General features: G+C 64.3%; 22 protein-coding genes and 1 pseudogene. 13 read left to right on the forward strand and 10 right to left on the reverse strand.

Annotation, left to right across the window (positions count from 1 at the left end; translation table 11 throughout):
- Window positions 1-8 precede the first annotated feature (8 nt).
- Window positions 9-464 carry a cupin domain-containing protein gene (locus P0R31_RS12470; protein ID WP_197948733.1) on the reverse strand — a complete coding sequence of 152 codons (456 nt, stop codon included), beginning with the start codon at window positions 462-464 and terminating at the stop codon, window positions 9-11.
- Window positions 465-570: 106 nt separating this feature from the next.
- Complete coding sequence (locus tag P0R31_RS12475) at window positions 571-1746, reverse strand: ABC transporter substrate-binding protein (protein ID WP_275514323.1); 1176 nt, start codon at window positions 1744-1746, stop codon at window positions 571-573.
- 251 nt (window positions 1747-1997) lie between these two features.
- Here P0R31_RS12475 and P0R31_RS12480 point away from each other — a divergent pair, with 251 nt between their 5' ends.
- The 3 genes from P0R31_RS12480 (at window position 1998) to P0R31_RS12490 (ending at window position 4835) form a co-directional block, all read left to right on the forward strand.
- A complete protein-coding gene (locus P0R31_RS12480) occupies window positions 1998-2516 on the forward strand; it encodes a MarR family winged helix-turn-helix transcriptional regulator (RefSeq protein ID WP_275514324.1) in 519 nt (172 codons plus the stop codon).
- Between the two features lie 147 nt (window positions 2517-2663).
- The gene (locus P0R31_RS12485; protein WP_275514325.1) at window positions 2664-4355 is read left to right on the forward strand and encodes a benzoate-CoA ligase family protein; all 1692 of its coding nucleotides are present in this window, start codon (window positions 2664-2666) and stop codon (window positions 4353-4355) included.
- A gap of 21 nt (window positions 4356-4376) precedes the next feature.
- A complete protein-coding gene (locus P0R31_RS12490) occupies window positions 4377-4835 on the forward strand; it encodes a RidA family protein (RefSeq protein WP_430516829.1) in 459 nt (152 codons plus the stop codon).
- A gap of 12 nt (window positions 4836-4847) precedes the next feature.
- Here the strand turns inward: P0R31_RS12490 and P0R31_RS12495 are convergent, their stop codons facing one another.
- Complete coding sequence (locus P0R31_RS12495) at window positions 4848-5576, reverse strand: CBS domain-containing protein (RefSeq protein ID WP_275514327.1); 729 nt, start codon at window positions 5574-5576, stop codon at window positions 4848-4850.
- A 220-nt stretch (window positions 5577-5796) separates the two neighbouring features.
- Between P0R31_RS12495 and P0R31_RS12500 the strand changes: the two genes are divergently transcribed.
- The gene (locus P0R31_RS12500; RefSeq protein WP_275514328.1) at window positions 5797-7623 is read left to right on the forward strand and encodes a PHA/PHB synthase family protein; all 1827 of its coding nucleotides are present in this window, start codon (window positions 5797-5799) and stop codon (window positions 7621-7623) included.
- On the opposite strand, the gene P0R31_RS12505 is transcribed toward P0R31_RS12500, so the two are convergent.
- Genes P0R31_RS12505 through P0R31_RS12515 form a run of 3 tightly spaced genes read right to left on the reverse strand, consistent with a single transcriptional unit; the run spans window position 7620 to window position 11148 of the window.
- Window positions 7620-8603, reverse strand: coding sequence for a CHAD domain-containing protein (locus tag P0R31_RS12505; protein ID WP_275514329.1), 984 nt, complete (start codon window positions 8601-8603; stop codon window positions 7620-7622). The genes P0R31_RS12500 and P0R31_RS12505 overlap by 4 nt on opposite strands.
- Entirely contained in the window at window positions 8603-10153 is a 1551-nt protein-coding gene (locus P0R31_RS12510) for an AAA family ATPase (protein ID WP_275514330.1), read from the reverse strand. The genes P0R31_RS12505 and P0R31_RS12510 overlap by 1 nt, the downstream gene beginning before the upstream one ends.
- Before the next feature lie 11 nt (window positions 10154-10164).
- On the reverse strand, window positions 10165-11148 hold the full coding sequence (locus P0R31_RS12515; protein ID WP_275514331.1) for a zinc-dependent alcohol dehydrogenase family protein: 984 nt from the start codon (window positions 11146-11148) through the stop codon (window positions 10165-10167).
- 178 nt (window positions 11149-11326) lie between these two features.
- On the opposite strand from P0R31_RS12515, the gene P0R31_RS12520 reads away from it, so the two are divergent.
- Window positions 11327-12160, forward strand: a complete 834-nt coding sequence (locus tag P0R31_RS12520) for a universal stress protein (protein ID WP_275514332.1) — start codon at window positions 11327-11329, stop codon at window positions 12158-12160.
- Between the two features lie 63 nt (window positions 12161-12223).
- Window positions 12224-14917, forward strand: coding sequence for a bifunctional acetate--CoA ligase family protein/GNAT family N-acetyltransferase (locus tag P0R31_RS12525; RefSeq protein WP_275514333.1), 2694 nt, complete (start codon window positions 12224-12226; stop codon window positions 14915-14917).
- 9 nt (window positions 14918-14926) lie between these two features.
- Here the strand turns inward: P0R31_RS12525 and P0R31_RS12530 are convergent, their stop codons facing one another.
- Together P0R31_RS12530 and P0R31_RS12535 are read right to left on the reverse strand one after the other, a co-directional pair.
- Window positions 14927-15415: a phage holin family protein gene (locus P0R31_RS12530; RefSeq protein ID WP_275514334.1), complete on the reverse strand. Its 489-nt coding sequence runs from the start codon at window positions 15413-15415 to the stop codon at window positions 14927-14929.
- The gene (locus P0R31_RS12535) at window positions 15416-15691 is read right to left on the reverse strand and encodes a hypothetical protein (protein WP_275514335.1); all 276 of its coding nucleotides are present in this window, start codon (window positions 15689-15691) and stop codon (window positions 15416-15418) included.
- A gap of 178 nt (window positions 15692-15869) precedes the next feature.
- Between P0R31_RS12535 and P0R31_RS12540 the strand changes: the two genes are divergently transcribed.
- From P0R31_RS12540 to P0R31_RS12550, 3 genes are read left to right on the forward strand one after another with little or no spacing between them, the layout of a single operon-like run.
- Complete coding sequence (locus P0R31_RS12540) at window positions 15870-17006, forward strand: ABC transporter permease (protein ID WP_275514336.1); 1137 nt, start codon at window positions 15870-15872, stop codon at window positions 17004-17006.
- Window positions 17007-17008: 2 nt separating this feature from the next.
- Window positions 17009-17776, forward strand: a complete 768-nt coding sequence (locus tag P0R31_RS12545; RefSeq protein ID WP_275514337.1) for an ABC transporter ATP-binding protein — start codon at window positions 17009-17011, stop codon at window positions 17774-17776.
- Between the two features lie 3 nt (window positions 17777-17779).
- The gene (locus P0R31_RS12550) at window positions 17780-18883 is read left to right on the forward strand and encodes an ABC-type transport auxiliary lipoprotein family protein (RefSeq protein ID WP_036029008.1); all 1104 of its coding nucleotides are present in this window, start codon (window positions 17780-17782) and stop codon (window positions 18881-18883) included.
- A 6-nt stretch (window positions 18884-18889) separates the two neighbouring features.
- On the opposite strand, the gene P0R31_RS12555 is transcribed toward P0R31_RS12550, so the two are convergent.
- The gene (locus P0R31_RS12555; RefSeq protein ID WP_275514338.1) at window positions 18890-19207 is read right to left on the reverse strand and encodes a c-type cytochrome; all 318 of its coding nucleotides are present in this window, start codon (window positions 19205-19207) and stop codon (window positions 18890-18892) included.
- Window positions 19208-19358: 151 nt separating this feature from the next.
- On the opposite strand from P0R31_RS12555, the gene P0R31_RS12560 reads away from it, so the two are divergent.
- The 3 genes from P0R31_RS12560 to P0R31_RS12570 all read left to right on the forward strand — a co-directional run bounded on the left by P0R31_RS12560 (window position 19359) and on the right by P0R31_RS12570 (window position 21325).
- Window positions 19359-20072, forward strand: coding sequence for a helix-turn-helix domain-containing protein (locus tag P0R31_RS12560; protein WP_275514339.1), 714 nt, complete (start codon window positions 19359-19361; stop codon window positions 20070-20072).
- A 92-nt stretch (window positions 20073-20164) separates the two neighbouring features.
- Window positions 20165-20293, forward strand: coding sequence for a hypothetical protein (locus P0R31_RS12565; RefSeq protein ID WP_275514481.1), 129 nt, complete (start codon window positions 20165-20167; stop codon window positions 20291-20293).
- 303 nt (window positions 20294-20596) lie between these two features.
- Window positions 20597-21325, forward strand: a complete 729-nt coding sequence (locus P0R31_RS12570) for a Crp/Fnr family transcriptional regulator (RefSeq protein ID WP_275514340.1) — start codon at window positions 20597-20599, stop codon at window positions 21323-21325.
- 10 nt (window positions 21326-21335) lie between these two features.
- Here P0R31_RS12570 and P0R31_RS12575 read toward each other — a convergent pair.
- A pseudogene (locus P0R31_RS12575) lies at window positions 21336-22113 on the reverse strand (cyclase family protein).
- A gap of 305 nt (window positions 22114-22418) precedes the next feature.
- Here P0R31_RS12575 and P0R31_RS12580 point away from each other — a divergent pair.
- Window positions 22419-23390, forward strand: coding sequence for a TRAP transporter substrate-binding protein (locus P0R31_RS12580; protein ID WP_271537246.1), 972 nt, complete (start codon window positions 22419-22421; stop codon window positions 23388-23390).
- Window positions 23391-23405 lie beyond the last annotated feature (15 nt).

Raw genomic sequence — 23405 nt, forward strand, 5'->3', positions numbered from 1 at the left:
GCGCGCCGCTAGCCGCCGGGCGGCGGCGGCAGGAAGTGGATGTTGAACTCGGCGGCCATCGCCACGACATCCTCCGGCTTCTGCTCCTTCATGTTGTGAAGGCCCCAGAACAGGTCGAACAGCTTGCGGCTCGGCGAGACCCAGAACAGCACCTTGGCGGTCTGCTCCGACTTGTTGAAGATGCCGTGCGGCACGCCCATGCCGAGGCGGATCAGGTCGCCCGCACTTGCCTGCGCCTCCGAATTGCCCAGCACGAAATCGAGCTTGCCCTCCAGCATGTAGAGATATTCATCCTGGTCGGGATGAATGTGCGGCGGCACGAAGGTGCCCGGCGGCAGCGTCGCGTGCCAGGAAAAGCTGTTCTCCGCGTAGCTCTTCGGCACGTAGGTCTGGCCAAGGATATTCCAGGAGATCCCCTGGATTCCTTCATTGGCCCGCGTGATACCGGTGATTTCGCTCTTCATTGCAGTCCTCCCGTAACGCGCTGCGCGGCTATCATCAGAGCATGATCTTTTTCGGAAAACCGCTGCGCACTTTGCGCTACCGCGGCCCTTCGGGTCCGGATCGTGCTCAGTTCGCCGCCTTGCAGTCCTTGGCATAGCGGTCGCCGTAGTTCTCGAAGACCTTCTGCACGATCTCGGTCTGGAACTTGCCGTCCGGACGCTTGGCGACCTTGGTCAGGTAGAAATCCTGGATCGGATAATTGTTGTTGTTGAACTTGAAGGCCCCGCGCAGCGAGGTGAAGTCGGCCTTCTTCAAGGCGGCGCCAACGGCATCCTTGTTGGAGAGGTTCCCCTTCACGGCCTTGACGGCGCTGTCGATCAGCATCGCAGCATCATAGGCTTGGAAGGCGTAGGTGCCGGGAACGCCGTTGTAGGCGGCCTCGTAGGCGGCAACGAACTTCTTGTTCTGGGGATTGTCGAGATTGGGCGCCCAGTTCGCGCCACCGAACATGCCGACGGCCGCATCCTGCTGCGCCGGCAGGGTCGATTCATCGACCGTGAAGGCCGAGAGCACCGGAATAGTGTCGGCGAGCCCGGCTTGCCGGTATTGCTTGACGAGATTGACGCCGAGGCCTCCCGGCATGAACGTGAACAGTGCATCGGGCTTCTGTGAGGAAATCTTGGAGAGCTCCGGCTGGAAGTCGAGCGTGTTCAGCGGCATGTAGGACTCTTCGACGATCTCGCCCTTGTAGTCCAGCTTGAATCCCGCCACCGAATCCTTACCGGCCTGATAGTTCGGCACCATCAGGTACATCCGCTTGTAGCCGCGGTCCTGCGCGACCTTGCCGAGGATCTCGTGCACCTGATCGTTCTGATACGAGGTCACATAGAAGAACGGGTTGCAATCCTTGCCGGCGAAGGTCGAGGGACCGGCATTGGGGCTGATCAGGAAGGTTTTCGACTCCGTAATGGGCCGGTGAATGGCCTGCAGGATGTTGGAGAAGATCGGCCCGACCACGAAGTCGACCTTCTCACGTTCCAGAAGGCCCTTGACCTTGGTCACCGCAGCATCCGGCTTCAGCTCATCGTCGACGACGACGACCTCGACATCGCGGCCACCCATCTTGCTGCCGAGATCCTTCACGGCGAGCGCGAAGCCGTCGCGAACCTGCTGGCCCAGCGCTGCGGCGGGCCCCGACAGGGTCACGATCACACCCAGCTTGATTTTTTCCTGGGCGAGGGCAGGGCTCGCCACGGTGCCGAGTAGCATTGCGGCTGCGGCCACGGTCATTTTCGTCTTCATGATCTGTCCCTCGTGACGATTGGCTTGCGCTGCAAGCCACGTACTCCAATCCAAAGCTTATGCCGATGATGGCCGCGGCGGCAAGCCGAGCGCGCAGCCTCGCATCCTTCGGGCAGCGATGCATGCAAGCTGCGCGCCAATTATTTGAAGCCTAAAGAAATCGGCGTGCGGTCGATTGTTGCAGCTTTGGACTTGCGGCCGGCTCGGATTTATTTGAAGCTCAAAACGTTGGGGAATCCGTGCCCGCGCCAATGCCGGCCGTGAGTGACTGCATCGACATGCTCGATTCCGAGACCAAGGCTGTCGAAACACCGGAGGACCACGCCGAGGAGCTTCGGCTGTGGTTGCGGCTCTTGACCTGCACGACGCTGATCGAAGGCGAGGTGCGCGGCCGGCTGCGGCAGCGGTTCGACGTCACGCTGCCGCGTTTCGACCTGATGGCACAGCTCGACAAGGCGCCTGACGGCATGACCCTGTCCGATGTTTCCAAGCGCATGATGGTGTCGAACGGCAATGTGACCGGCCTCGTGGAGCGCCTGGTTGAATCAGGCCATCTCGACCGGCGCACCTCGGAGACCGACCGCCGCGTCCAGGTGATCCGGCTGACCAAGCTCGGGCGTGCCGAGTTCCGCAGGATGGCCGCCGAGCACGAGACCTGGATCGCCGATCTCTTCGCCGACCTCTCGCCGAAGGACGTCCGCGAATTGATGCGCCTCCTCGCCAAGACCAAGGGGTCCGCGCAGAAATCGGCCGCCCGCCGCCGGCCGTAGCTGTGCGGGCGCGACAGCCCGCCAACCCTTTTGCCGCATGAAAAAGCACGGGATGCCCAAAATCCCCTATTGCGCCGAATTGTTTTAAGCCTAAAATGTTTTCCAGATCGTGCTGCCGGGTGCAATCCATGCTGAAAGGAGCGTGCGATGGCCAACGCCGCCAAGATTCAAGTGACGGGCTCGTCTGACGGCAGCGCCGCGACGGCCCATGTCGATACGTTCGCGCGGCAACATCTGCCGCCGCGCGAGCTCTGGCCTGAATTCATCTTCACGCGGCCGGAGCTGAACTATCCGCAGCGACTGAACTGCGTCAGCTATTTCCTCGATCGCTGGGTCGAGCAGGGCCATGGCGATGCCCCTTGCGTCGTCAGCCCAGGCGTCAGCTACACCTATCGCGAGTTGCAGGCGCTGGTGAACCGCATCGCCAATGTGCTGGTTGGCAAGCTCGGTCTCGTTACCGGCGGGCGTGTGCTGCTGCGCTCGGCCAACAATCCGATGATGGTTGCGACCTATCTCGCGGTGATCAAGGCCGGCGGAATCTGCGTGGCGACGATGCCGCTGCTGCGCGCCAAGGAGCTGTCCTATCCGATCCAGAAGGCGGAGATCACGCTGGCGCTGTGCGACGGAAAGCTCGCCGAGGAGATGGAGAAGGCGAAAGCTGCGGCGCCCGGTCTCGAGCGGGCCGTCTATTGGGGCAATGGCGCGTCGGATTCGCTCGAAGCGCTGATCGCCGATGCCAGTCCGGAGTTCGAGGCGGTCGATACCGCCGCCGACGACATCTGCCTGATCGCCTTCACCTCGGGCACGACCGGCGATCCCAAGGGCACCATGCATTTCCACCGCGACATGCTCGCGGTCTGTGACGGCTATGCGCGCAACATTCTGCGCGCCGAGCAAAACGATCGCTTCATCGGCTCGGCGCCGCTCGCCTTCACCTTCGGCTTCGGCGGCGTGCTGTTTCCGATGCATATCGGCGCCTCCTTCGTCGTGCTAGAGAAGACGACGCCGGACGACATTCTGAATGCGATCGAGCAGTACAAGACCACGGTCTGTTTCACGGCGCCGACCGCATACCGCGTCATGCTCGGCAAGCTCGCAGGCCGCGACATTTCTTCGCTCCGCAAATGCGTCTCCGCGGGCGAGACCCTTCCCAAGCCGACATTTGATGCCTGGCTCAAGGCGACCGGGATCAAGCTGATGGACGGCATCGGCTCGACCGAGATGCTGCACATCTTCATCAGCGCGACCGAGGAAGATATCCGCCCCGGCGCCACCGGCAAGCCCGTGCCGGGCTATGAAGCCAAGATCGTCGACGATGAGGGTCGCGACGTTCCGCCCGGAACGATGGGCCGTCTCGCCGTGCGCGGGCCGACCGGCTGCCGCTATCTGGCCGACGAGCGGCAGCGGAAATACGTCCAGAACGGCTGGAACATCACCGGCGACACCTATTTGATGGATAGCGACGGCTATTTCTGGTACCAGTCGCGCTCCGACGACATGATCGTGTCGGCCGGCTACAACATCGCAGGAACTGACGTCGAAGCGGCGCTGCTCACGCATCCGGCGGTCGCCGAGTGCGGTGTGGTCGGTGCGCCCGACGAGGCGCGCGGCATGATCGTCAAGGCTTATGTCATTGCCGCGCCCGGCGTGACGCCTGACGCTCAGCTGGTCTCCGAGTTGCAGGAGCATGTCAAACGCGAAATCGCGCCGTACAAATATCCGCGCGCCATCGAGTTCGTGGCGCAATTGCCGAAGACCGAGACCGGCAAGCTGAAGCGCTTTGCCCTGCGGCAGCTGGCGCAGGCTGCAGTGACGTCCTCAGGCGTCGCCGCGGAATGAGAAAAGGATAGAGAATTGTCTGTGACGACGCCGAAAAGCCCGCAACTCGCGGTGCTGCCGACCGCAGCCGAGGATGGAACGCGTATCAAGGCGCAGATCCTGCAGCCGTCAGGCTGGCCGCTGCCGAAGGGCTATGCCAACGGCATGGCTGCCGAAGGACGCATCGTCGTCACCGGCGGGGTGATCGGCTGGGACGCCGAGGAGCGTCTCGCGGAGGGCTTCGTCGCGCAGGTGCGCCAGACCCTGGATAACATCGCCGCGATCCTGGCCGAGGCCGGTGCCCGGCCTGAGCACCTCGTTCGCCTGACCTGGTACGTCGTCGACATGGACGAGTACCTGGCGAATCTGAAGGAGCTCGGCAAGATCTACCGCGATGTCTTCGGAGCGCACTATCCAGCGATGGCGCTGGTTCAGGTCGTCCGCCTCGTCGAGAAGGCGGCGCGCGTCGAGATCGAGGCCACCGCCGTCATTCCGAGCTGAACTCCGCCGCGATCAGCTCGCTTTGGCGAGCTCGTCGTCTTCGGGCGAGTTGAGATAGACGCCGGATATGGTGTCGACCCAGCAGAGATGGTCGTGCACCTTCCTCACGCCGTCGACGTTCTCCGCGGCGACGATTGCGGCCTGCCGTGCGCGCTCTTCGGTGATGACGCCGCTGAGATGAACGATACCGTCGCGCACGATGACGTTCAGCCCGAACGGGCACCAGTCGTTCCTCTCCATGGTGTCGATGATGCGGCTACGAATGTGGTCGTCATCCGCGGTTGGATCCGGCACTTCGCGGGCGAGCCCGGCCACGGCCTGCAGCAGATTGGCGCGGGACACGATCCCGACGACCTTGTCGCCGCGCACCACCGGCAGCCGTTTGACGTTGTTCCGCTCCATGAGGTCCACGATCTCCGCAAGGGCGGTATCCTCGGTGATGGTTACGGGCAGGTCGGTCATCACTTCCGAGACCTTGCGGCCGTGCTCATGGACGAAGTCGCTGGCGGATTTGCCCGGACCGAGGATGAACCGCAGCCAGCGCCCGCGCTTGCGGCCGGTGCCGATCTCGCTGCGGCGGATGAAATCTCCTTCCGACACCACGCCGACCAGCTTGCCGGTAGCATCGACCACCGTGAGGCCGCTCACATGTCGCTTCAGCATGATGTTGGCCGCCTCGACGATGCTGGTGTCGGGGGTGACCGAGATGACCGACCGGGTCATGATCTGGTGGGCGCGCATGGACAACTCCGCTGGCATGTCAACTTCAATGGACAAAGCCTAGTGAATCCGTCGGGGTATGGTTTGACCCAGGTCAAGCGACAAAGCTCAAGCGGACAAAGCTTACCTTGATTGACCGATTTTGATCCGTGCCCGCGATTTGATGCAGCTCAACGCGCGGCGGAAGCGTCGCCATATCCTGCCGCAGGCGTAGAACAGAAGCCCGCAGGAACAATGAGTGATGAGCGTCGTAAAGATCTTCCCACGGGCCGAAGCGCCGCTGCAAGCTCCCGCTACCAGGCCGGCTGCCGAAATTCCCGAAAGGGGCGCAGGCACGCCGGCTGACTGCACTTGCCCGCAAACAACGGATTCGTATCCGTTAGATCGTGCGTTTCATGCCATGCTGGCGCGGTTCACGGGCGGAATCTCGCCCGTGGCCTTGTCGCTCGCCTGGCTCGATTGGGGCGCGCATCTTGCGGCGGCGCCTCAGCACCAGATGGAGCTCTCCCGCAATATCTTCCGCGACTCAGGCCGCTTCCTGGAAGCTGCCGCTCACGCGACATCCAAAGAACCATGGTCCGTCATTCGGCCGCAGGGGCGGGATCGCCGCTTCAAGGACCGGCAGTGGGAAGCCGCGCCGTTCAATCTGCTTGCGCAGGCGTTTCTGCTCACCGAGCGCTGGTGGCACGATGCCACGACCGGCATACGCGGCGTGTCGCACGCAAATGAAGCCATCGTCGAGTTCTCGATGCGCCAGATGCTCGACATGCTGGCGCCCTCGAACTTCGCGGTCACCAATCCGCAGGTGCTGGAAAAAGCGTTCCAGAGCGGCGGGGAGAATTTCGTGTTCGGCTGGCAGAACTGGTGCAGCGACCTCATGCGCCTGCTCTCCGGCTCGAAGTTGACGGACGATGCGCAGTTCGTGGTCGGCAAGACGGTGGCGGTTTCGCCTGGCAAGGTCGTCTACCGCAACAGCCTGATCGAGCTGATCCAGTACCATCCGACGACTGCGCAGGTGCGCCCGGAGCCGATTCTGATCGTGCCGGCCTGGATCATGAAGTACTACATCCTCGATCTGTCGCCGCAGAATTCCCTGGTCAGTTACCTGACCGCTCAGGGCTTCACCGTCTTCGCGATTTCCTGGCGCAATCCGGATGCGAACGATCGGGATGTTGCCTTCGACGACTACCGCAAGCTGGGCGTGATGGCGGCACTGGACATGATCGGCCAGATCGTGCCGGGCCGGAAGATCCATGCGCTCGGCTATTGTCTTGGCGGGACGTTGCTGTCGATCGCCGCGGCGGCCATGGCGCGGGACGGCGATAGCCGTCTCGGCACCGTCACGCTTCTCGCCGCACAAACCGATTTCACCGAGGCCGGCGAATTGACGCTCTTCATCAACGAGAGCCAGGTTGCCTTCCTCGAAGACATGATGTGGCAGCGCGGCTATCTCGACACCACACAGATGGCGGGCGCGTTCCAGCTGCTGCGCTCCAACGAGCTGATCTGGTCGCGGCTCTCGCGTGACTATCTGATGGGCGACGGCTCGCCACCGAGCGACCTGATGGCCTGGAATGCCGACGCCACGCGGCTACCCTATCGCATGCACTCGGAGTATCTGCGCAAGCTGTTCCTCAACGACGATCTGGCGGAAGGTCGCTACCGCGTCGAATGCCGAAACGTCTCGCTGTCCGACATTCATACCCCGATGTTCGTGGTCGGCACGCTCGCTGATCACGTGGCGCCCTGGCGATCCGTCTACAAGATCCATTATCAGGTCGATGCCGATGTGACGTTCCTGTTGACCAGCGGCGGTCACAATGCGGGTGTCGTGGCGCCTCCGCAAGAGGAGGGCCACTTCTACCAGGTGCTGACCAAGGCTGCCGATGCGCCCTATGTCGGTGCCGACGAATGGCTGAAGCTGGCTCCGCGCTTTGAAGGCTCGTGGTGGCCGGAATGGACCAATTGGCTGGCGGCACGTTCCGGCGCGCCCTGCGCTCCCCCGCAGATCGGACTTGGCGACGCCCTCGGCCTGCCGGATGCGCCGGGGGACTACGTGCATACCTAAGCCTCCGGCTCCGAGCTCGGGGCGAGATCCGAGGACCGGAAGGGCTTCGCCTTGTCCAATTTGCGATAGGCCGTCGACGCCTTCCGCAACAACTTCTTCTCGCGCTTGCGGTTGAGGAAGCGGCGGCTGGCATCGATCCCGGCTCCATTCAATGACGCCGCCAGCGCTTGTCCGCGGGCATCGTCGTTCAATTGACCCAGCGAGCGTTGTGCCTTGCGCAATTGCTTGAGGATGGACTTCTGTTTCGTCGCCACGCCATCGGCGAACAGATCCGCAAGCGACTCGACCGAGTACGTCATCCGCTTGTTGAGCAGCCGCAGCTTGTGACGTTTCTCGACATCGAGCTTCTTCAGCTTCCGTGCCTTCTTGAGCAGCGTCGTCTCCCATTCGGTCAGCCGCTCCGTCGCATGGTCGGCGAGGGTGCGGCGGCGCAACCGGATCGCTTCCTTGCTGCGGCGGGTCGACCAGGGGCCGCTTTCAATCCACGTTGAGGTTTGCTCGACCAGGCGGCGATACCGCGCCGACTGCAGCGCACGCGCCAGCAGCCGATGGCTCTCCGCGCGCTTCTCGTCCCAGCGCTGAAGCTCGGCGACCACGGCGAGCTCGTCGCTACTCTCTGCGACGATCCGCTCGATGGCCACGTCGAGGTCCCGCACCATGCCGAGCTGGCCGTTCAGCCATTTCAGTTCGGCCCAGACTTCCGGTCGCACGGCATCGTCGACCATGGGCGAGAAGAAGCGGATTGCAGTCCGCAGATGGGTCAGTGCGATCCGGATCTGGTGCAGCGCATCCGGATCGCCGCGGCAGGTGCCGTCGTGCTGAGCGATCACCGCATCGAGGTGTCGGCGGGCGATGATGCGGAAGGCCGTGTCGCAGGCCATGCCGGGGCTCAGACGGGCGGGCAGGGCATTGCGCCGCGCCGCCGGCTTGGCGTCGCTGGTCGCTGTCGAGCGCGTGGTGGGTCGCGACTTCCTTCGCATCAATCAGTTTGCCTTGTTTGCCCCTCAGCGATGGCTTTCCGGCAGCTCTGAAGCGTCTGCTCTTGTGTCCCGGAGGCATCGATGATCGCCCAGCCGACATGGCCGATATTATAGTGCTCTTGCAGCGCGGCAACCTCCGGCGTGGCGTCCGATGCGTCTCCCCGGCGGCTGCCGATGCGCGCTCGCCGGGTTGTAAGGTCTGCGACCAGGAAAAGCCCATTCAACGTCACGTTGCGCTCGCGCGCCAGCGCCGCGATCGCATCGCGTTCGTCCTCGCGCGCGAATACGCCGTCGACGATCGCCGAATGGCCCTGCGCCAGCACCCGCCGGGCCTGCTGCACCAGCGTGTCGTAGACCCGGGCCGTGACCTCCGGCGTATAGGCCGAAGGCGGCAGGCGATGGGTATCCTCGACCCTGAGCATCTGCTTGCGCACGAGATCGCTGCGCAGCACGACGGCGCCTGGCTCCGGTGCCACGACCGGCGCGAGCGCGTGCGCCAGGGCGGTCTTTCCGGTGCCCGACAGCCCGCCGACCGCAATCAGGCGCGGAGCGGGAGGACGGATCAGCGTGCCGGCGAGGTCGAAGTAACGTCGTGCCAGGTCGAGAATGCCGGGGCCGTCGGAATGCGGCCGCTTGAGCCGCGCCAAGGTCACTTGGGCGCGGATCGCCGCCCGGATCGACATGAATAGCGGCAGGGTCGAGAGCCCGTCGAGATTGTCGGCCGGCGTCGCGGCGAGATAGCGGTTCAGGACCATGTTTGCCGCGCCCGGCTGATGATGCTGCAGCAGGTCCATCAGCGTGAATGCGAGATCGTAGAGCACGTCGACGGTCGCCATCTGTGCGTCGAACTCGATCGCGTCGAACAGCACGGGCCGATCGCCAATCATGACGATGTTTGCCAGATGCAGATCGCCATGGCAGCGGCGCACGAAGCCCCGGCGGCCGCGCTCTGCGAGCAGGGGACGGATACGCAGATAGGCCGCGTGCGAAGCCTTGCCGAGTTGCTCGATCTCGTCGGCGTTGAAACGGCCGCCGGCCCGCAGACCATTCGCGTTGCCGTCGATCAGGGCCGGGATGGAGGAGACCCATGCTTCTCCGTCGCCACGTGTCGCCGCCAGGTGCGAAGCCGCGATGGCGTCAGCGGCGGCCGAGGCAAGCTTCGCGTCGAGCGGGCCCGCCTCTGCCAGATGATCCAACGTCCTGCTTTCGTCGAAGCGCGACATGTCGACCGCATATTCGATCGGCCGGCCGGCGCCCTCGACCTTCACCGATCCATCCGGCTCTTCCGTGATCGCCACAACGCCATGATAGATCTGCGGCGCCAGGGGCCGGTTGATCCGGATCTCCTCCTCGCAGGCCGCCTTGCGCTTCTCCAGCGTCGAATAGTCGAGGAAGGGAAACCGGACGGCGCGCTTGATCTTCAGCGCGCGCTTTGCGTCCAGGAACACCGAGGCAGCATGCGTGTCGATGCGCGTCACGCCATGACGGTCGGTCAGCATCGCAAAGATGCGCTCCTGAGCCGCCGTGTCATCGTTCCTCGAAGCGGACATTCAAAGCACCATCAGGGCGTCAGCACGGCCGCGCCGAGGATCCGGCCATTCCGCAGCATGGACAGGACCTCGTTGGCCTGCTCGAGCGGAAACGCCGTGGTCTCGGTGCGAACGCCGGCTCGCGGCGCGACCTTGAGAAAATCGAGGCCGTCCTGCCGGGTCAGGTTGGCAACCGAGACCAGCTGCCGTTCCTGCCACAGCAGATCGTACGGAAAGCTCGGAATGTCGCTCATGTGGATGCCGGCGCAGACGACGCGGCCGCCTTTGCGCACGGCGCGCAACGCCGCCGGCACCAATTCGCCGGCTGGTGCGTAGATGATCGCGGCGTCGAGCGGCTCATCCGGCAGCTGGTCCGATGACCCCGCCCAGACGGCGCCGAGACGACGAGCAAGATCCTGTGCAGCGGTATCGCCAGACCGCGTGAATGCATGGACGGAGCGCCCCTGCCAAGCCGCGACTTGCGCGATGATGTGGCCGGCCGCGCCGAAGCCATAGAGACCGAGCCTCTCGGCGGGGCCGGCCAGGACCAGCGAGCGCCAGCCGATCAGCCCCGCGCACAGCAGAGGCGCAATCTCCACATCACTGCCGGCCTCGCCGAGCGGAAAAGCGTAACGTGCGTCGGCGATAATGTGGGTCGCGTAGCCGCCGTCGCGCGTGTAGCCGGTGAACAGCGGTGTGTCGCAGAGGTTTTCCATGCCCTCCCGGCAGAACCGGCATCTTCCGCAGGTGAAGCCGAGCCAGGGAATTCCGACGCGGTCACCAGGCGCATGTGTCGTCACATTCGCACCGATGAGGTCGACCCGGCCGACGATCTCGTGGCCAGGCACGATCGGATAGCGGATGCCGGGCAGCTCGGCGTCGACGAGATGAAGATCGGTCCGGCAGACACCGCAGGCGCTGATCTTCACCCGGATCTGACCCTCGCCTGGCATCGGATCAGGCCGCTCCTCCATCTGGAGCCGCGCTCGCGGGGTCGGCAACACCATCGCACGCATGTCTGTCTCCGGGGCGAACCGCTCCGATTGGACTATCCATAGAATGACCAGGTGGCCAGTCCTTGACGTCAGTCAACGCCCGTCCCCGGGGTCGATCGGACGGAGTTTCCCCCGGTCTTGACGCGGATCAAGGGTCTCGACGACAGCCGGCCTATCATGGTGGCTGAGGAGAATTCCGATGCCCATCAAGGACGTATTTCTGCCGCTTGTCGGCCAGCCGCGTGGGCCAGCCCTGGTTGCGATCGAGAAGTGCGTTTCTGTCGCCGCCGATCTCGGCGCCAGGATCACCGCGCTCGCGCTCGAGGAAGATGTTTTCGAGCGACCGAAGGTGATGCTGCCTGACGATCGCGAATTTGCGCAGGCCAGCCTCGAGGCAAGCGACATGCAGCAGCTGCTGAATGCCTTCACCGATGCGGCTTGCTGCGCCAACGTCCGCGCCCAGAGCCGGTCGGGCAAGGTGCCTGCGGATCAGATCGGAGCGATCCTGGCCGAGCACGCCCGCTTCAGCGACCTCACGCTGGTCCCCGTGAAACCGCATGACAGTCGAACGGAGACCATCGTGGAGGCGTTGTTGTTCGAATCCGGCCGACCGCTTCTGCTCTGTCCTGAACATCGCGCCGACGAGCTCCGGCCCGAGTTCGAGGACGTCGTGATTGCGTGGGATCATTCTGCACGGGCCGCGCGTGCGGTCGGCGATGCGTTGCCTATCCTTCAGGCTGCCAGTTCGGTTCGTGTGCTGACCGTGGCGGAGGACAAGACGGACGCGGTCGTCCGATCCGGAACGGCACTCGTCGACCATTTGCGGGAACACGGCGTCTTTGCCTCGTTCGAAACCACGAAGAGGGGCGGCAGCTCGACCGGCAAAGCATTGGGAAGCTGGGCGAATTCCCATGGCATCGATGCGATCGTGATGGGCGCCTATCATCATTCTCGCCTGAACGAGATCGTGTGGGGCGGTGTGACAAAGACCGTCATTGGCCAGCCACCATGCTGGATTATGATGTCGCACTAGGCGTCTTCTTCCAGTCTGATCCTCAATCATCGGAACCGCCGCCGGCGCGGCGCATTTGTTTTCATGTCGACTTATCGTCTGAACAACCTGCTGTCGCCGCGCTCGGTTGCGCTCGTCGGCGCGAGCGCGCGTCCGGCGTCCGTTGGACGCGCGGTCCTGGAAAACATTCGGAAAGCGGGATTCAAGGGGCGGTTTGGCCTCGTCAATCCGCGCCATGCCGAGATCGGCGGCCTCGCGGCGGTGAAGAGCCTGGACAAGCTGGACTTCGTGCCCGTGCTCGTCGTCGTCACCGCGCCCGCGGGCGAGATTCCAGGCATCGTCGAGCAGGCCGGCCGTCGCGGATCTGCGGGTGCGCTGATCGTCTCGGCGGGGCTCGGCCAGGGACCGGGATCGCTGCACGAGGCGACCAGCGCTGCCGCCCGCAAACACGGCATGCGGCTGATCGGGCCGAACTGCCTCGGCATCATGATGCCCGGCGTCAGCCTGAATGCCAGTTTCGCCGCGCACATGCCGGGGGCCGGCAACCTCGCGCTGATCTCGCAATCGGGCGCCATTGCCGCCGGCATGGTGGATTGGGCCGCGCAGCGCGGTGTCGGCTTCTCCGGCATCGTCTCGATCGGCGATCAGATCGACGTCGACATTGCCGATCTGCTCGACCATTTCGCGATGGATCACAAGACCCGCGCGATCCTGCTCTACATCGAGGCGATCAAGGACGCGCGCAAGTTCATGTCGGCGGCGCGCGCCGCCGCGCGCGTGAAGCCCGTCGTGGTGGTGAAGTCCGGCCGCATGGCGCAGGGTGCGAAGGCCGCTGCCACGCATACCGGGGCGCTCGCCGGTGCCGACGCCGTCTATGACGCGGCGTTCCGCCGCGCGGGCGTGCTGCGGGTATCCGATCTGCGTGAGCTGTTCGATTGTGCCGAGACACTCGGCCGGGTGGAATCGCCGACGGGAAAGCGTCTCGCCATCCTGACCAATGGTGGCGGCATCGGCGTCCTCGCCGTCGATCGATTGGTCGAGCTCGGAGGTATTCCGGCAACCATCTCGACTGATGCGCGCAGCAAGCTCGATGCGGCGCTGCCGCCGACCTGGTCCGGTGCAAACCCGGTCGACATCGTGGGTGACGCCGACGCTGCGCGTTACGCAGCGGCGCTGCAGGAGCTGCTGGCCGATCGCGACAACGACGCAGTCCTCGTCCTCAACGTGCAGACGGCGATCGCATCGGCCGCCGAGATCGCCAGGACCGTGACGGAGCTCGTGGCCAAGTATCGCGAGCAGCACCGGCGATGGGCAAAGCCCGTGCTGGCGGCCTGGGTCGGCGCCGATCAGCACATCATCCAGGCACTCTCCAGCGCCGGCGTGCCGAACTATCCGACCGAGGACGACGCCGTGCGCGGCTTCATGCATCTGGTCCGGCACCGCGAAGTGGTGGAGGAGCTGACCCAGGTGCCTCCCGCGATGCCCGATACGTTCGTTCCGGATGCCAGGGGGGCGAGAGAGATCGTCACAGCCGCGATCGCGGACGGCCGCCAGTGGCTCGAACCCGTCGAGATCAAGCACCTGCTCGAAGCCTACGATATCGCGATGATGCCGACCTATGCGGCAGCCGATGTCGAGCAGGCGGTAACCTATGCAAAGGACATCTTCGCGCAAGGCGGGACCGTCGTGCTGAAGATCATGTCGCGGGACATCACCCACAAATCCGACGTCGGCGGCGTCGTGCTCAACCTGACGACGCCGGAGGCCGTGCGTGCGGCGGCGACGGACATTCTTGCGCGAGCGCGAAAGCTGCGGCCCGAGGCGCGCATCGGCGGCGTCATCGTCCAGGCCATGGTCGTCAAGGCAAAGGCGCGCGAGCTGATCCTCGGCCTTGCCGACGATCCGACCTTCGGCACGGTGGTGGTTTTCGGCCGCGGCGGCACGGCGGTGGAGATCATCAACGACAAGGCGCTGGCGCTGCCGCCGCTCGACCTGCAGCTGGCCCGCGATCTGATCGACCGCACGCGCGTGTCGCGGCTGCTTAAGGCCTATCGGGACGTGCCGGCGGTGAAGCACGACGCCGTCGCCATGGTGCTGGTCAAGCTGGCGCAGATGGCGGCCGACATTCCCGAGATCCGCGAATTCGACATCAACCCGCTGCTGGCCGACGAAACCGGCGTGACCGCGGTGGATGCCCGCGTCGCGGTCGGGCCGCCACAGCGGAAGTTCGCCGGCTCCGGCCCGGCCAATTTCGCCGTTCGCGCTTATCCGTCGCAATGGGAGCGCCGCCTCAAGCTCAAGGAGGACTGGCGCATCTTCGTTCGGCCCATGCGTCCCGAGGACGAGCCGACCATCCACGAATTCCTGCGTCACGTCACGGCGCACGACCTTCGCCTGCGCTTCTTCGCCCCGATGAAGGAGTTCACCCATGAATTCATCGCACGCCTGACCCAGCTCGACTATGCGCGCGCGATGGCCTTCATCGCATTCGAGGAGGCCAGCGGCGAAATGGTCGGCGTGGTTCGGCTCCATTCCGACTCGATCTACGAGACCGGCGAATACGCGATCCTGCTGCGGTCTGACCTCAAGGGCAGGGGACTCGGCTGGGCCCTCATGCAGCTGATCATCGATTACGCGCGGTCGGAAGGATTGAAGACCATATCGGGCGACGTGCTGCAGGAGAACACCGTCATGCTGGACATGTGCCGGCAGCTCGGCTTCGAGGTCAAGCCGGACCCGGCCGAGCCTGAGATCTGCGACGTCAGGCTGAAGCTCTGATCGCGTCAGCTACGAGCGCGCCTCGGCCGAATTTGCATCATCGGACGTCCTGGTCGTCGCCCGCAGAGTCTTGATGATGACCGCGATCAGCGGCAGCAGCACCGGCACGATCGTGCTGAGCGGATGATGCACCGCGCCCGACACCTGGGCCTGGAGCGCACGCGCCTCGAGCTGGAGGGCTTCGATGGAGGTGTCGTGAATTTCGTTGGCGAGCTCGATGTCACGCCCCGACGGAGCGCGGCCGGCGATCAGGAAGAGAGCGGCCGCAATGACGAAATTGACGGCGCCGAGGATGGCAGCCGCGGCAATCGCGCTCCAGATCTGCACCAGCGCGAAATAGGCCGACAGCTCCAGCATCAGCAGCCCGAACGCGGCGATCAGCGCCGCGAAGGCGCGCAGGCCGAGGCCGATCAGCAAATGGCGCAGCCTGATGTCGGCGATGATCCTGTCGGTGCGCCATAGCACGCGCAGATGTTTGACGACATTCTCGGTATTCACCTAGTGTCTCCTCAGCATGAAGCCGACAACCACACCCAGCGCGAAGGCGGAGGCGAGCGAGGCAATCGGACGCTCCGCAACGAGGCCCCGGAGCTGCTCCCCCTCCTGTTCAACGGTCTCGCCGAGCTCGGCGAGTGCGGCCCTGATCTGATCGGCGAGCGCATCAGTGCGAGCTTTCGAGCTCTCGAACATCTGTTCGCCGGCGGTGCTCAACAGGCGCGTGACGTCGACCTTTAGCCCGCGCAATTCCTCGCTCATCCTGTCACTGTCGAACATGGATTTGGTGTCCTCATTGCATCCGACCCAGCCTAAGACCGGCCCGCGCGATCGCGCTTGATTTGCGTCAAGAGGCGGGAGCCCGTCCGGAGGCTTGAGACAGGTCAATCCGGCCGCCACATGCTGGCCTAGAAATGCCGGCTGAATGGGGACCGATTGTCCCGATGAGGTGGAAAGCGTGAACCACGAACCGCTGCTGCACGTGACACCGTCCGGCGACGTGCTGAAATTGCGCCCCGAAGGGCCCTGGACCGCCGCGAACGTGGTGACGCTTGAGATCTTGTCCCGCTCGGTCGGGGCCGACGTCGATCGTTCGCGCGCCGTAACCTTGGACATGTCGGGCATCAGCGCGCTCGATACGCTCGGCGCCTGGGTCCTGGAGAAGCTGTCGCGCAAGGCCGCCTCGTCAGGCAGGCCAGCCGAGTTCGTCGGCGTCGCCGATCATTTCAGCGGGCTGATGGACGAGGTGCGCCAGGTCAACCGCCGCACGCCGGCTCCGGCGGCCGCGCCCAATCCGGTTCTGGCGCGGCTGGGTGATCTCGGGAAGTCCACGGTCGGGGCGCGCGAGGACATCACGATCTTCCTCCAGATGCTCGGCGCCTTGTTCATGGCCGTCATCGGTGTGCTGCGCCGGCCGCGTTCGTTGCGGCTGACCTCTCTGGTGTATCAGCTCTACCGCATCGGCTGGCAGGCGATCCCCATCGTCACGCTGATCACCTTCCTGATCGGCGCCATCATCGCACAGCAGGGCTTCTTCCACTTCCGCAGGTTCGGCGCGGAATCGTATACGGTCGACATGGTCGGCATCCTGGTGCTGCGCGAGCTCGGCGTACTGATCGTCGCCATCATGGTCGCAGGACGGTCGGGGAGCGCCTACACCGCCGAGCTTGGCTCGATGAAGATGCGCGAGGAGATCGACGCGCTCTCGACCATGGGGCTCGATCCGGTCGACGTCCTGATCCTGCCGCGCGTTGCGGCCCTGGTCGTTGCGCTGCCCATCCTCACCTTCATCGGATCGATCGCCGCGCTCTATGGCGGCGGGCTGGTCGCGCAGTTCTACGGCGACATGGGGCCGGCGATCTACATCGCGCGCCTGCACGAGGCCATTTCCGTCACCCATTTCGAAGTCGGCATCCTGAAGGCGCCGTTCATGGCGCTGGTGATCGGGATCGTAGCCTGCAGCGAGGGATTGCGCGTCAAGGGCAGCGCGGAGTCGCTGGGGCGGCAGACCACGACGTCGGTGGTGAAATCGATCTTCCTGGTGATCGTGCTCGACGGCCTGTTCGCGATCTTCTTTGCTTCGATCGGAATGTGACGATGGAAGAATCGCAAGATCAGTTCGCGATCCGCGTCCGCGATCTCGTGGTCGGCTTCGGTCGTCAGACCGTGCTCGACCATCTGTCGCTCGACGTCCGCCGCGGCGAGATCCTCGGGCTGGTGGGCGCATCCGGCGGCGGCAAGTCGGTCTTGATGCGGACCATCATCGGCCTCATCCCGCGCCGGAGCGGGACCATCGAGGTCATGGGACAATCCGCCGGTGGCCACGGCCGCGGCGCAGCGATGGCCTGGGGCATCCTGTTCCAGCACGGCGCGCTGTTCTCCTCGCTGACGGTGCGCCAGAACGTCCAGTTTCCCTTGCGCGAAAATCTCGTCCTGTCGCAGGAGCTGATGGATGAGATCGCGATCGCCAAGCTCGAAATGGTCGGTCTGCGTGCCGAGGACGCCGACAAATATCCGGCGGAGCTGTCCGGCGGCATGACCAAGCGGGTGGCGCTGGCGCGCGCGCTCGCACTCGATCCGCCGATCCTATTCCTGGACGAGCCGACCTCGGGCCTCGACCCCATCGCCGCCGGCGAGTTCGACGCGCTGATCAAGACGCTGCAAAAGACGCTTGAGCTCACCGTGTTCATGGTGACCCATGACCTTGCGAGCCTGACCACGGTCTGCGATCGCGTCGCCGCGCTCGCCGACGGCAAGATCGTGGCGATCGGCCCGATGCGCGAATTGCTGCAATCCGAGCATCCCTGGGTGCGCGCCTATTTCCACGGTAAGCGCTCACAGATGCTGCAACACGAGATGAGATGAGAGATGGAAACCCGCGCTCCCTATGTGCTGATCGGCAGTTTCGTGCTGGCCGCGATCGTCGCGGTGTTCGGCTTCGTCTATTGGCTGAACAACACCGGCGGCATCGGGCCGCGCACCAGCTACCACGTGCAATTCCAGGGGCCGGTGCCCGGCCTGCTGGTCGGCGCCGGCGTGCTGTTCAACGGCATTCGGGTCGGAGAGGTCACCCAGCTCGGGCTCGCGCCTGACAACCCGCGCTTCGTCAATGCCACGATCTCGGTTGCCACGGCGACGCCGGTGCGTGCCGACACCAAGGTCGGCCTCGAATTTCAGGGACTGACCGGCGTTCCCGTGGTGACATTGGAGGGGGGCGTGATCGTCGCCAAGTCCGGCGAGCTGCCGACCTTGATCGCGGAGGCCGGCGCAGGCCAGAGCATGACACAGGCGGCGCGCGATGCGCTGCGGCGGGTGGACACGGTGCTCCAGGACAATTCCGGCCCGCTGAAGGACACTATTGCCAATTTCAAGACCTTCTCCGATGGGCTCGCGCGCAACACCGGCAAGATCGACGGCATCCTGGCAGGCCTTGACAAGATGACCGGCGGCGGCACGCCCGCGCAGAAGGTCACCTACGACCTGCGCACGCCGCAGAATCTCGGGCCGGCCGGCAAGACGCTATCGGCCTCACTGGCCATTCCCGAGCCGACGGCGGTGGCGATGCTGCAGACCCAGCGCATGCTGTTCGCGCCTGGTGGCGACAGGCCGGGCTTTGCGGACTTCCTCTGGGCTGACAGCATTCCGAAACTGGTGCAGGCGCGCCTGATCGACAGTTTCGAGAACTACGACATCGCCCACGCCCCGCTGCGCACGACGGATCTCGGGCCGGCGGACTACCAGCTCCTGCTCGACATCCGGCGCTTTCGGATCGCGACGGATGGGGAGGCTCGGGCCGAGATCGGACTGTCGGCGCGGATCGTCGACAAGAATGGCAAGGTGATCGCATCGCGGCTCATCGAGGCCAGCGAAAAGCTCGACAAGGTCGAGCCGGCCGCATCAGTCGCCGCCTTCGATGCCGCCTTCGCGCGCATCGCCAAGGAGCTGATCGGATGGACCGTGCAGGCGGTGTGAGGCCGACTATTCCAGCGTCTTCAGATAGGACAGCAGGTCGTGGATCTGGTCCGGGCTGAGCGCGAAGGCCGGCATGTCGGCATGTCCGGTGGAGATCCCCTCGGCCAGCGCCTCGCCAAGGCTGTTGATCGGATAGCGCCGATGCAGGGTGCGTAGCGGAGGCGCGATCTCCAGCGGGCTCTTGGAGGCGCGGTCGATCGCGTGACAGCGTGCGCAATTGGCTCGGGCGAAGGCCTTGCCGCGTTGTTCGGCGGTCGGGGCCGCTAGCGCAGGCGCGATCAGAAGCAGCCCAATCAGGCCGTGAAGCAGTGCGCTTTGCAGCATGGAATCATCCCGTCGAACCGTGGGCGTAGAATAAGAGCGGGATGCCAGCCAAATTTGATCTGGGTCAATCGGCTGCGGCACGGTGCAGTAAAATGCAGCCGCGCGGTGGACTCGGCCTGACGTCGGGCGCGGCCGGCATGGGGAGCGATGGATGAAGCCTTCCGTGGTCACGAGTGAGCCGAACGGACATTATTGCGACGATTGTGCCGTGCGTGGAGCGGCGGTCTGCTCGTCGCTCGATGCAGCCGAACTCCGGGAGTTCGAGCATCTCGGCCGCCGCGTCCATTTCGTTTCGGGCGAGACCGTGTTTTCCGAGGAGGACATCACAACCTCGTTCTACAACGTCCTCGAAGGCGTCATGCGGCTGTACAAGCTGCTGCCTGACGGCCGGCGGCAGATCGTCGGCTTTGCCTTGCCCGGTGACTTCCTCGGGATGAATCTGTCCGGCCGGCACAATTTTTCGGCCGATGCGATCGGCGTGGTGAAAGTGTGTCAATTCCCAAAAGGGCCTTTCGGCCGTTTCATCGAAGACCGGCCGCAACTGCTCAGGCGCATCAACGAGCTGGCCATTCGCGAGTTGAGCCAGGCGCGCGACCACATGGTCCTGCTCGGACGCCGCTCGGCCGACGAGAAGGTCGCGACCTTTCTGCTCGGCTGGCGTGAGCGGCTGGTCGCGCTCAACGGTCCGTCCGACATGGTCGCGCTTCCGATGAGCCGTCAGGACATCGCCGATTATCTCGGCCTGACCATCGAGACCGTCAGCCGCACTTTTACCAAGCTTGAGCGTCTCGGCGTGATCGAGATCATTCACGGCGGCATCAGCCTGCTCGATCCGGCCCGTGTCGAGGCCATGGCCGCAGCCTGACCTCATCTCCGGGACTCTCTCGGCAATTTGATCCCGATCAATGACGGCGGCCATGCCCCGCAAAATAGTGCCGGAGACAAATCCGGGAGGGGATGATGCCTGCTGACGCGTTACTGGTGACCGTTGTCGTCGTCGCGATCTTTGTCGTGTTCGGCGCAGTTCTGGCCTGGGCTGACCGGCAAACCAGGGCGGGCCGGCTCGATCCGGATTCCAGGCACTGAAGCCTTCTGCAGGTCCAGGTCCAGGTCCAAGTCCAGGTCCAGGTCTGAGTCCGGCGCGCCAGGGCCGATATTCGCCCAGGCGGGCGCGGGCCCTCGGCAGCGTCTCGACGCAATCGCGGTTTGCGTAATCCGCAACTCTGCGTCGAAGAAGACGCATCGCCGCAGCTTTCGGCTGCTGACTTCCGACGTTGCGGCCTTTTCGTGGCATTTGCCTCAAATCGCGCGCGTGCTTTCCGGTTGAAATGCCTGGTAACGTTGACTACGCAGGAACTCAGTGCCTCGTAGTCTTAGGAGCCCCGCGGCGTGCCTCAGGACAAGACCGGCGATCCCCGACAACAAGCGGGCAACAAACTATCGGTCCTGCGAAAGCATCCGATCTTCGCGGATCTGGAGCCGGAAGCGCTCGACCAACTCTGCCGCTACGCCAAGCACACCACCGTCAAGCGTGGCGCGACGATCGCTGCCAAGGGCGATCCCGGCAATAGCCTGTTCGCGGTGATCGCAGGGACAGTCAAGATTTCCTCCTCATCGCCTGATGGGCGGAACGCCATTCTCAATCTCATCGGCCCAGGAGAAATCTTTGGCGAGATCGCCGTGCTCGACGGCGCGCCCAGGTCGGCGGATGCGACCGCCAATACCAATTGCGAGCTCTACGTCATCGATCGCCGGGACTTCCTGCCGTTCGTAAAGAGCCAGCCGGCGCTGGCGATGAAGTTCATCGAGCTGCTGTGCGCGCGTCTGCGCTGGACCAGTCAGCAGGTCGAGCAGGTGATCCTGCAGAATCTGCCGGGTCGGCTTGCCAGTGCACTGCTCGGTCTCACCGAAGAGCGCAAGCTGGATTCCGGCAGCGGCACGCTCGCCATCACGCAGCAAGAGATCAGCGAGATGGTCGGGATGACGCGCGAGAGCATCAATAAGCAATTGCGCGCCTGGGCCGGCCGCAACTGGGTCCGCCTCGAGCACGGCGCCATCGTCGTGCTCGATACCGACGCGCTGCGCGAACTCGCCGAGAGTGGCCTCGGCGGCGAGTGACGCTTTTGGCCTAGCTGTCGATGATGGCGACCGCGCGGGTCCAGCCTGCGGAGGCGCGCTCGATCTTCACCGGAAAGCACGAGATCGTGAATCCCGTCGAAGGCAGCTGGTCGAGATTGTGCAGCTTCTCGAGATGGCAATAGCCGATATGCCGTCCCGCCTTGTGGCCCTCCCAGATCAAGCCGGCATCTCTCGTTTCGGCGTATTTTCTTCGCGGTGTAGACGAAAGGCGCGTCCCAGCTCCAGCCGTCGGTGCCGGTCAGCCGCACGCCGCGCTCGAGCAGGTACATGGTGGCCTCATAGCCCATGCCGCAGCCGGAATTGACGTAGTCCGCCTTGCCGAATTTAGCGCCCGCGCTGGTGTTGACGACGACGATCTCCAGCGGTGATAGCCTGCGCCCGATGCGCTGCAGCTCCTTCTCGACATCCTCTGCACTCGCCACGTAGCCGTCGGGCAGGTGCCGGAAGTCGAGCTTCACGCCGGGCTGGAAGCACCAGTCCAGCGGCACCTCGTCGATGGTCCATGACCGCTCGCCGCGGTTCATGGTCGGATGGAAGTGCCAGGGCGCATCGAGATGGGTGCCGTTGTGAGTGGATAGCGACACCTGCTCGACCGCCCAGCCTTGGCCGTCCGGAAGATCTTCCGCCTTGAGGCCGTCGAAGAACTGCAGCATGCGCGGCAGGCCCTGCTGGTGATCGATATACTGGATCGTCGGGTGATTGCCCGGCGGATCGGCGGTCACGTCGTTTCTGAGCGGGACCGAGATATCGACCAGCTTCCGCGGCATGGGCATTTCCTCAAGGCAGTCCAATGTTCGGGACATCTTGAGGGGCCTCGATTGGAGGCGTCAAGTCACAGGCCAGCGACGTCGAGCCAGCCCGCCATACCCACCATAGTGCGAATTGCGCCAGAAATCGATCGATGCAAGTCTTGCATCGATCGATGCCGGATTTGGCTTGGACAGAGAATGCCGCCCGCCCTAGGGACGACATTGGCGCTTGACTTCACACTTGAAGCGGAGCGACCCAAGGCGGCCTGCAGCCGGGCCGACAACGATATAATCAATCCAATCAACCCAGGAGGAAAGCCCACATGAAGACGCTCACCGGTATCATCACAGCCGTTGCACTGGCGGTCTCAGCGCCCCTGGCCACCGCACGCGATTTCCGCTCCGCCGACGTTCACCCCGCCGATTATCCGACCGTCGAGGCGGTCAAGTTCATGGGCCAGCAGCTCGCGGCGGCGAGCGGCGGCAAGCTTGGCGTGAAGGTGTTTCCGAACGGCGCCCTGGGCTCGGAGAAGGACACGATCGAGCAACTCAAGATCGGCGCGCTCGACATGATGCGGATTAATGCATCGCCGCTGAACAATTTTGTGCCCGAGACCATCGCCTTGTGCTTGCCCTTCGTCTTCAGGGACACGCAGCACATGCGCACCGTCCTCGACGGTCCGATCGGCGATGAGATCCTGGCAGCCATGGAGCCCGCGGGCCTGGTCGGCCTTGCCTATTACGACAGCGGCGCGCGCTCGGTCTATACCGTCAAGGGACCGGTCAAATCGCTGGCCGATCTGAAGGGCCTGAAGATCCGCGTCCAGCAATCCGACCTGTGGGTCGGCATGATCCAGAGCTTGGGGGCCAACCCGACGCCGATGCCCTATGGCGAGGTCTACACCGCGCTCAAGACCGGCCTCGTCGACGCTGCCGAGAACAACTGGCCGTCCTACGAATCCTCCCGTCACTTCGAAGCCGCCAAGTTCTACAACATCACCGAGCACTCCCTCGCGCCCGAAGTTCTCGTGATCTCGAAAAAGGTCTGGGACACGCTGAGCAAGGAGGACCAGGCGATGGTCCGCAAGGCCGCCAAGGAATCGGTGCCCGTCATGCGCAAGCTCTGGGACGCGCGTGAGCAGGCCGCCCGCAAGACCGTCGAGGCCGCTGGCGTTCAGGTGGTCACGATCGGCAACAAGGCGGAGTTCGTCGATGCGATGAAGCCGGTTTACCAGAAGTTCGCCGGGAACGAGAAGCTGCAGAGCCTCGTCAAGCGCATCCAGGACACGAAGTAAGACAATTCGGGAACC

The sequence above is a fragment of the Bradyrhizobium yuanmingense genome (genome assembly GCF_029167105.1).
Classification (GTDB): Bacteria; Pseudomonadota; Alphaproteobacteria; order Rhizobiales; family Xanthobacteraceae; genus Bradyrhizobium; species Bradyrhizobium yuanmingense_A.

What these genes read in the sequence shown, in the direction of transcription:
- P0R31_RS12470 (WP_197948733.1), bottom strand. Translation starts at nt 464, where the DNA reads ATGAAGAGCGAAATCACCGGTATCACGCGGGCCAATGAAGGAATCCAG.
- P0R31_RS12510 (WP_275514330.1), bottom strand. Translation starts at nt 10,153, where the DNA reads ATGTCCGCTTCGAGGAACGATGACACGGCGGCTCAGGAGCGCATCTTT.
- P0R31_RS12565 (WP_275514481.1), top strand. Translation starts at nt 20,165, where the DNA reads ATGATGCCTGCTGACGCGTTACTGGTGACCGTTGTCGTCGTCGCGATC.
- P0R31_RS12525 (WP_275514333.1), top strand. Translation starts at nt 12,224, where the DNA reads ATGTCGACTTATCGTCTGAACAACCTGCTGTCGCCGCGCTCGGTTGCG.
- P0R31_RS12505 (WP_275514329.1), bottom strand. Translation starts at nt 8,603, where the DNA reads ATGCGAAGGAAGTCGCGACCCACCACGCGCTCGACAGCGACCAGCGAC.
- P0R31_RS12485 (WP_275514325.1), top strand. Translation starts at nt 2,664, where the DNA reads ATGGCCAACGCCGCCAAGATTCAAGTGACGGGCTCGTCTGACGGCAGC.
- P0R31_RS12555 (WP_275514338.1), bottom strand. Translation starts at nt 19,207, where the DNA reads ATGCTGCAAAGCGCACTGCTTCACGGCCTGATTGGGCTGCTTCTGATC.
- P0R31_RS12495 (WP_275514327.1), bottom strand. Translation starts at nt 5,576, where the DNA reads ATGCGCGCCCACCAGATCATGACCCGGTCGGTCATCTCGGTCACCCCC.
- P0R31_RS12535 (WP_275514335.1), bottom strand. Translation starts at nt 15,691, where the DNA reads ATGTTCGACAGTGACAGGATGAGCGAGGAATTGCGCGGGCTAAAGGTC.
- P0R31_RS12480 (WP_275514324.1), top strand. Translation starts at nt 1,998, where the DNA reads ATGCCGGCCGTGAGTGACTGCATCGACATGCTCGATTCCGAGACCAAG.
- P0R31_RS12500 (WP_275514328.1), top strand. Translation starts at nt 5,797, where the DNA reads ATGAGCGTCGTAAAGATCTTCCCACGGGCCGAAGCGCCGCTGCAAGCT.
- P0R31_RS12560 (WP_275514339.1), top strand. Translation starts at nt 19,359, where the DNA reads ATGAAGCCTTCCGTGGTCACGAGTGAGCCGAACGGACATTATTGCGAC.
- P0R31_RS12475 (WP_275514323.1), bottom strand. Translation starts at nt 1,746, where the DNA reads ATGAAGACGAAAATGACCGTGGCCGCAGCCGCAATGCTACTCGGCACC.
- P0R31_RS12580 (WP_271537246.1), top strand. Translation starts at nt 22,419, where the DNA reads ATGAAGACGCTCACCGGTATCATCACAGCCGTTGCACTGGCGGTCTCA.
- P0R31_RS12550 (WP_036029008.1), top strand. Translation starts at nt 17,780, where the DNA reads ATGGAAACCCGCGCTCCCTATGTGCTGATCGGCAGTTTCGTGCTGGCC.
- P0R31_RS12520 (WP_275514332.1), top strand. Translation starts at nt 11,327, where the DNA reads ATGCCCATCAAGGACGTATTTCTGCCGCTTGTCGGCCAGCCGCGTGGG.
- P0R31_RS12515 (WP_275514331.1), bottom strand. Translation starts at nt 11,148, where the DNA reads ATGCGTGCGATGGTGTTGCCGACCCCGCGAGCGCGGCTCCAGATGGAG.
- P0R31_RS12545 (WP_275514337.1), top strand. Translation starts at nt 17,009, where the DNA reads ATGGAAGAATCGCAAGATCAGTTCGCGATCCGCGTCCGCGATCTCGTG.